The organism is Zhaonella formicivorans (assembly GCF_004353525.1).
Classification (GTDB): domain Bacteria; phylum Bacillota; class DUOV01; order DUOV01; family Zhaonellaceae; genus Zhaonella; species Zhaonella formicivorans.
The window spans coordinates 619,050-627,500 of record NZ_CP085524.1 but is presented as its reverse complement, the minus strand read 5'-3'; the positions used below and the strand labels follow the sequence as shown (position 1 = coordinate 627,500).

Here is an 8,451-nt window from a genome sequence, read left to right as displayed (position 1 = left end):
CTTTTCCTTGCCCCAAGATGCCTTGGGACAAGCTTATCCGGTATTAGCACCGGTTTCCCGCTGTTATCCCGGTCAATAGGGTAGATTGCCCACGCGTTACTCACCCGTCCGCCACTAGCCTTTACTTATAGCAAGCTATTCATAAAGGCCCGTTCGACTTGCATGTGTTAGGCACGCCGCCAGCGTTCGTCCTGAGCCAGGATCAAACTCTCCATAGATATCTAGGCTATCAGCTTCCAGTTTTCAGCCTTCAGCTAAAAACTTTCCGCTGCCTTTTTTCTTGGTCTGTTCAATCGGCTCGATTGTCTTCTCTTCACGAGTTTCTCTTTCGATTCATTTCTTCGCCAGCCCCACTCTAGCTGATAGCTATGAGCTCTTGGCTGACGGCTAAAAGAATCGGGCATGTCGTCTTCCACTGTTCAGTTTTCAAAGACCAGCTTGCGGCTTGGGCTTTTGCCCCCCGCGCGACAAAATTTATCTTACCATGTCACAAGCTTTTTGTCAACTTCTTTTTTCTTCCCTCGCTGCATTTCCCGCAGTATCCTCTTTCCTTCTTCCTCCCCTGCGCTCCCGCGCCGGGAATTCATATATTAGCACCCTCTGCGAAATTTGTCAATTGCCAATTACCGGCTAACTTTATTTTCCTAGCCAGTGGCTCTGTATTTTACTTTTACCGCTGTTTCCAAATGTTCTTCATACAGCGGCGAATTTACAACTTAGCACGCTTTTGTATCGATGTCAATTCCTTTTTATCACCATTTTTCGCTTGCTAAGCATACAAAGCAATCAACGGAAAAAATTAAACTGGAGTTTTTCATTTTAATTCTTATCGCCATTTTTTGAGCATTGCAATTGCATCAAAAAACCCGACTTGCGCCATGCCCGTGGGCCGGAAGTCAGGTTATATAATAGGCTTTTAAATTTATTTTGGTAGCGAGAGAAGGTTTTACTATCGCTGCTGAAAACCGTTATTTAAAATATCGCCGTTTAATGATCTACCGATATTCAGGTATGTATTAGGCACCCTGCCCACAATTATCGCATCAGCTATGGGAACTCTTGTTTCTATAGATACAGCCTTACTTACTAAGGGGATGATTACCTTTACTGTACTTTTAACTACCAGATATACCCTATGCCGCGTCTGATTTATTCCAGCTTCTTGGAAATCATCTGCAATTTTTGCTTCAATCGTACCAACTGGTAAAAGGGTAAGGTTAAATTCCGGGCCGGAGTTGGCAAAAATTTTAATTCCAAATACCTGCCCCAGTGGCACTTTGAATTTTACTTTTTGCAGCTTTTCAAGGGATTTTTGAATTTCCAAAATTGCTTCAGCCGTTATTTTGTTCACTTTGATCATATTAACTTGCATAAACACTATCTCTTGCTCGGTATTTCTTTCCGGCTTAATCAGATCAGTATAAGAAATACTCGGGACAATTTTTTCAGTAATTGCTTTATTGATAACTTCAGTTGCAGTCCATCGGGCTTGTGCTTCAGCGAAAGCATATATTGTATCAGTCAAGCTTTCTTCAACAAGATACAAAAAAGAAATGAAAAAAATAAAAAGAGCTAGAAAAGGAAATCGCAAGCGCTTAAAATAAATGCGCCTTCGCAAATCTTTCACCTCTTTTCCAACGTATATTCTGCTCTTCTGTTTTTGTTTTATAGATAGTATATGTAGCCCTTTTTAAAAGGTTCCATGAACCTGTTATATTTCTGCAAAGCTTCGTTCTTTATTACAATACTACTTTTAAATATAACAAAGACGGATCCCGCTATCGAAATCCGTCATCCAATAATTGAACGTTATTGTTTTACGATTAATTTAGCAAATTTCCTTTTACCTACCTGTATGACCATCCCATTTTCAGGTATAATCTCTTGCGAGCTGTCAGTTACCTTTTGCTCATCGATTTTTACAGCCCCTTGCGTTATTAGGCGTCTTGCTTCACTGGTACTTCCGGCCAGATTGATAGCAACCAGTAATTTAGGTAACCAAATCTTTTGAAGTAGTTCAGGCTCTTTTAGCACTACTTCAGGTAGCTCATCGGGTAACTCATGTTTTTGAAAGACCTTTTTGAAATTTTCTTCTGCTTCCAAGGCAGCTTCTTTGCCATGGTACATGCTAACAATTTCCCTGGCTAAGCGCATTTTCACATCTCTCGGATGTAATTTGCCGGTTTGTAAACCTTCTTTTATCTCTTGCAGTTCTTCTAGGGAAACGCTGGTAACAAGTTCAAAATAACGAACCATCAGCTCGTCTGCAATTGACATGGTTTTTCCGTACATTTCCTGTGGGCTCTCATTAATGCCGATGTAATTGCCTAAGCTCTTGCTCATTTTTTGTACGCCATCTAGCCCTTCTAAAATCGGCATCATCAAAGCTACCTGCGGTTCTTGTCCATATTCCTTTTGCAAAGTCCTTCCCATTAACAAGTTAAATTTTTGGTCTGTTCCACCTAATTCTATATCGGCTTCTAACGCAACTGAATCGTACCCCTGCATCAAAGGATAGAAAAATTCATGGATACTAATAGGGAGATTTTCACGGTAACGCTTGGCAAAGTCATCCCGCTCCAGCATGCGTGCCACCGTGTAATTAGCCGCCAGTTTTATAACATCCTCAAAGGTTAAAGGAGCGAGCCACTGACTATTAAAAACAACCTTTGTCTTAGCAGGGTCTAAAATCTTAAAAATCTGTTCTTTATATGTTTGTGCATTCCTTTGAACTTCTTCTTCTGTAAGCTGTTTCCTGGTTTCTGATTTTCCTGTAGGATCCCCGATTCGGCCTGTAAAATCGCCAATGATAATAATTACTTCGTGGCCCAGTTCCTGAAATTGCCGCATCTTTTGCAACACAACCGTATGTCCCAAATGTATATCCGGTGCGTTGGGATCTAGGCCAAGCTTAACTTTAAGAGGTCTATGTTCTATTACAGATTTCTGTACTTTTTTAACAAGTTCATCTTCCGGAACAATTTCCACTGCTCCACGTCTAATAATATCAAGCTGACGTTTAATTTCTTGCTCGATTGTCAAAATAAACCACCTTCCGCACAATAGTATATGTAAAGAAAACTTGGCTTGCGCCAAGCTTATAAGCGCCGGCGAAGCCCTAGTTGTACTTATGTAAATCAGAAAATCGATAATCTTTCTGATTTACTAAAAAAATAACTTCTCCCCTCTAATGGAGCGAGAAGTAGTATTGTTTAAAAAGCAAGATACTGCCAAATTCTTAACAATTTTACCACAACCAAGCATTGAAAATCAAGTATTTTAAACATTTCCCGCTCCTTGACCTTATGTTATAATTAGGTGGTATCTTGTACATCAAAAATCCCATTTTCTATTTCTATAAGTTAGCATCTAGGAGAGGAGGCTAAAAAATGCCTGGAAAGAAAAAAACCGTACGGAGGTTAAACTGGACACGGCTTATTGCGCTGACTGTGCTTGTACTTTTTATTATTGCCGCCGGTGCATCTGCCGGCTTCATGGTAGCTGTCGTCAAAAACCTGCCAAACTGGAAGCCGGGAGATATAACCGGAGACATGACTACCATTTTTTATGATCGAGAAGGAAAACAAATAGCCCAACGGCACGGTGTAGAAAACCGTATTCCGGTAGAATTTGAAAGAATTCCCGAACATCTTAAAAATGCTTTTATCGCAACCGAGGACCCCAATTTTATGTCTCATCACGGTATCGATTTTCGTGCTATAGCCAGGGCTGCCTATGTTAACCTAAAAACAGGAAGATGGAGCCAAGGGGGAAGCACAATCACCATCCAGCTGGCTAAAAATGCTTTTATCGATCAAAAAGATCGCAATAAGAAGATGCTGCAGCGTAAAGTTCAAGAAGCTATTTTAGCAATTCAATTGGAAAGGACCTATCGCAAGGAAGAAATTTTTGAATATTATCTTAACCTGATTCCCTTTGGCCGCGGTGCTTATGGTGTGCAAGCAGCCGCTAAGACTTTTTTCGGAAAAGATGTGGAAGATCTCACCTTGGCCGAAAGCGCTTTAATTGCGGGATTAACTCAGCGTCCCTCTTATTACGACCCTTTTAAATATCCGGACCGGGCTAAAGGGAGACGGGCACGGGTACTAGCCAATATGGTAGAACATGGCTATATTTCCCAAAGTGAGGCTGATGCAGCTAATGCTGAAGAATTACATTTAGCTGAAAAACCTCAAGAAATAACCAAAGCAAAATATTCTTTTTTTGTAGACCACGCCATAGAAGAAGCTGAAAGAGTACTAGAGGATAAGGGCATTTCCTCTGTTGAAATTTACAAGGGTGGTTACAAGATCTATACCACCATGGATACCAGGGTTCAGGATAAAATCGAAGAAGTTTATGCAAATCCGGCTAATTTTCCTAAAGATATGAATGGCGTACCGGTCCAAAGTGCAATGGTAGTATTAGATCACCGCACCGGTGAAATCGTTGGTTTGATGGGCGGACGGGATTATACTACTCAAAGGGGGCTTAACAGAGCCACACAAATGAAACGCCCACCTGGTTCAGCAATTAAACCTATTGCTGTTTACGCTCCAGCTTTAGAAAAAGGTTTTTCCCCTGCCACAGTTGTGGATGATGTACCGGTCACATATCCCGGCAGTACAAAACCATACAGCCCCAAAAATTACGATGGCAGGTACAGGGGTTTAATCAATTTACGAGATGCAGTTAAAGATTCAGTCAATATCCCTGCTGTAAAAATGCTTGATACTATCGGCGTAAATACAGGTTACGAGTTTGCAAAAGCTCTAGGCCTGCCGCTAGTAAAAACAGATAAAAACTTGAGTTTGGCTTTAGGTGGTTTAACTTATGGAGTCTCTCCTTTGGATTTAGCTTCTGCCTATGGCGCATTTGCCAATCAGGGTGTGCGCGTCGAACCGCACATTATTACCAGGATAGAAGATCATGATGGTAGCGTGCTTTTCGAGGCTAAGCCTAAAAAGACAGAAGTGATGAGTGAACAAACAGCATATTTAATAACAGATATGCTGCAAACGGTAGTTAAAGCCGGTACCGGTACACGAGCCCAAATGAACCGCCCAGTTGCCGGTAAAACCGGTACGACACAGCTGCCGGATAAGCCGGAGTTCAGGGGAAAAGCCGGCAACCAAGACGCTTGGTTTGCAGGATACACACCTGAATTAGTAGGTGTGGTTTGGATGGGGTTTGACACTACTGATGCCAAGCATTATTTACCACAAGTGTACGGCGGTAGATACCCTGCTCAGATCTGGAAACAAGTAATGCAGGCAGCTTTAAAAGATGAACCCGTAAAACCCTTTACAGTTCCTAAAGGAATTACCCGTGTACAAATTGACAAAAAATCCGGGCTTTTACCAAGCGAATTAACGCCATCCATGTTTGTAGTAACAGAAGTATTTGCACAACAAAATGTTCCAAAAACAGTTTCGGACATCTGGGTTGAAGCACAGGTGTGCGCAGAAACAGGACAGCTACCCAACCCTTATTGCCCGGATATTGTCACAGGAGTGTTCATGCGCAGGCCTATACCTTATACGGGGAGCGTATTGCCAGAAGATGCCGAACTGGAGCTGCCCAAAGAAACATGCACTCTTCACGGTCCCAATGGTACAATACCGGAGGTTCCTACTTGGGGCGATACAGGTGTCCCCGGAGGCAATACAGACATTAATACAGGGAATAAAGGCGGAAGAGTAACCCCTGGTTCTGAACCTGAAGAGAAAAATGCCGAAAAAACCCCGGAAGCGCCATTCCTTTATGGCGAACAAGAAGGAATGGGGGTAAGGCTTTACTGGAAGGCTGATAACAGCAGAGGGGATCTGATCTTTAGCGTTGAACGTTGGACAGCTAAAAATCCGAAACGTTACAGCGTGACCATTACTACTAATCAAACTTATCTCGACCAACAGGTAGAGGTAGGCGAAACTTATTACTATAGGGTCTTTGCCATCAATAAAAACAACAATTTAAGTACCCCTTCCAACGAGGTTAAAGTTAAATTGAAATAAATGGCAATTGCAAACAGAGAGTAGAGTACTCCTCTACTCTCTGTTTATTTTAACCTTTTAGCTGCACTACTGTAACACCGGTACCTCCTTCACTGTAATCACCTATTCTAAAATTCTTAACGTGAGGGTGACGCAGGAGATGTTCTTTTATTGCGCTGCGCAGGGCCCCAGTTCCTTTACCATGGATAAGGTAGACATTAGGCAAATTAGCTAAAACAGCATCGTCCAAGTATTTATCCACTTTCTCCAAAGCTTCTTCAACTAAGAGCCCCCGCAGATCCAATTCATTGGAAATCTGCAAACTTTTGTCTTTCATCAGTTGGACGACGCCAGACTTTTCGCTGGCTGTAGCTTCTTTCTCAATTTTTCTTAGATGTTTTAAGCTAACATTGATTTTCAATATACCCGCCTGAACTTGGACCTCTCCTTGTGCATTAAGCGGTGTCAAAACAACACCTTTTTGCTGCAGAGTGGTTATAAATACTTGATCGCCAGGCTGCAAATACTCCGGAGGTTTTCCCGGTGTAACATTTAATTTTTTTACTTTTTGCCCCAACTCCTCAGCAGCATTTTTTAATTGCTGCTTTGCTGCCTGGGCAATTTGTTCTTGGGCGCGCCTTGCTTCAGCAGTCAACTCGGTGCGTAAACTCTTAATTATCTCTTCAGCCTGATGCCTGGATTTAGCTATTATCTCTTCAGCCTCCAGGTATGCTTTCTCCAGTATTTTAGCTTCTTTAATTTTTAATTCTTGTCTTTCTTCCTCTAAAGCTTGCTTCAATAAAACAATCTCTTGTTTCAACCGTTCTATTTCTTCCCGTTCCGCGTGACTCGCCCGCCTGTTTTCTTCCAAGTCTTGAATCATATCGGCTACTTGCAACTCTTCCTTGGAGATAAAAGACCTGGCCCGTCTTACCAAATCAGCCGGCAGTCCCAAACGCAGTGCAATCTCCATTGCATTGCTGCGTCCCGGCAAACCAATTATCAGTTTGTATGTTGGGCGCAGCGTTTCCGCGTCAAATTCCACACTGGCGTTTTTAATACCGGGGGTAGAATAAGCAAATGCCTTAAGTTCACTGTAATGGGTCGTGGCTATGGTCTTGGCACCGTTCTTGTGCAAAAACTCCAAAATAGCCATGGCCAAAGCCGAACCTTCAGTTGGGTCCGTACCGGCACCCAATTCATCTAACAGCACTAGAGAAGATGAATTAACCTGCTTGACGATCTCAATAATATTTTTTAAGTGGGAAGAAAAAGTGCTTAAGGACTGTTCAATGCTTTGCTCATCGCCAATATCAGCAAATATTTTCTGGAAAATTGCTGTGACAGAGCCTGGTTCAGCCGGAATGTGCAGCCCAACTTGCGCCATTAATGAAAACAGGCCAACAGTTTTTAATGTTACTGTTTTCCCGCCTGTATTTGGTCCAGTTATAACAAGTGTGTTAAATTCATACCCTAGTTCTAAACTGGTCGGTACTACCTCCCCTTGAATCAACGGATGGCGGGCTCTAATTAATTTGATTTTACCTTCAGTATTCAACTCTGGTTCACTGGCATCCATTTTTTCGCTGAGGCGGCCTTTAGCAAAGACAAAGTCTAAGTAAGCCAGCTTTTGTAGAGTCTCCGTGATCTCCTTGGCGTACACCTGGACGTTTTTTGATAAGTTTTGTAAAATCCGTTCTATCTCATTTTTTTCAGCCGAGATAACTGTACGCAATTCATTGTTCAGTTCTACAACAGCCAGCGGTTCAATAAACAGGGTAGCACCACTGGCAGACTGGTCATGTACTAAACCTGGAATCTGCGACCTATATTCCTGCTTTACAGGAATTACATACCTGTCACCTCTAATAGTTATTAAATTATCCTGGAGGTATTTTTGGGTTTCTTGCGATCGTAACACAGCTTCTAATTTAGCTTTAATCTTTTCATGAGTAGCAGCGATTTTCCGTCTCAGACGGAAGAGCTCAGGCGAAGCGTCATCGCGTACATTTGCTTCATCATCTATTGCCGCTTCAATCATTGTCTCCAATTCAGAAAAGACACCTATCTGATTGGCAAGAGCTTGCACAATGGGAAAAGGACGTTTCATTTCAAGACAAAAACGGCGCAAGCGCCGTCCAGCTTTTACTGTATCGCAAATAGCCAACAAATCAGAAGGTTCAAGTATAGCACCTAGTTCCGCTCTGTGCAACGCCTGTCTGACATCCCTGATACCTCCTAAGGGGATGGTAGGAAAAAACCGCAAAATCTCCCTGGCCTCGGTCGTTTCCGCTTGCCAGTTTTGTAATATTGCCAGCTCAGTTTGCGGAGTTAAACCATCCACCAGTTCCCTGCTTAAAGGAGTTGTACAAAACCTTGATAGCATTTCAAGAATTTTAGGTAATTCCAACTTTACATATGATCTTTGCATTTTCTCCACCACATGTCTATAGTAATA

The 8,451-nt window shown here is 42.2% G+C and carries 4 protein-coding genes and 1 rRNA gene (1 of these 5 cut by a window edge); 1 reads left to right on the top strand and 4 read right to left on the bottom strand.

Annotated elements, in window-relative coordinates:
• The 3 genes from EYS13_RS03015 to tyrS form a co-directional block, all read right to left on the bottom strand.
• Window positions 1–218, bottom strand: a 16S ribosomal RNA gene (locus EYS13_RS03015) (it extends 1,345 nt beyond the left edge of the window).
• A 731-nt stretch (window positions 219–949) separates the two neighbouring features.
• Entirely contained in the window at window positions 950–1,618 is a 669-nt protein-coding gene (gene yunB, locus EYS13_RS03010) for a sporulation protein YunB (protein WP_227765804.1), read from the bottom strand.
• Window positions 1,619–1,809: 191 nt separating this feature from the next.
• Complete coding sequence (tyrS, locus tag EYS13_RS03005) at window positions 1,810–3,042, bottom strand: tyrosine--tRNA ligase (RefSeq protein WP_227765802.1); 1,233 nt, start codon at window positions 3,040–3,042, stop codon at window positions 1,810–1,812.
• Between the two features lie 347 nt (window positions 3,043–3,389).
• Here tyrS and EYS13_RS03000 point away from each other — a divergent pair, with 347 nt between their 5' ends.
• Window positions 3,390–6,014 carry a transglycosylase domain-containing protein gene (locus tag EYS13_RS03000; RefSeq protein ID WP_227765799.1) on the top strand — a complete coding sequence of 875 codons (2,625 nt, stop codon included), beginning with the start codon at window positions 3,390–3,392 and terminating at the stop codon, window positions 6,012–6,014.
• A gap of 49 nt (window positions 6,015–6,063) precedes the next feature.
• On the opposite strand, the gene EYS13_RS02995 is transcribed toward EYS13_RS03000, so the two are convergent.
• Entirely contained in the window at window positions 6,064–8,424 is a 2,361-nt protein-coding gene (locus tag EYS13_RS02995) for an endonuclease MutS2 (protein WP_227765797.1), read from the bottom strand.
• Window positions 8,425–8,451 lie beyond the last annotated feature (27 nt).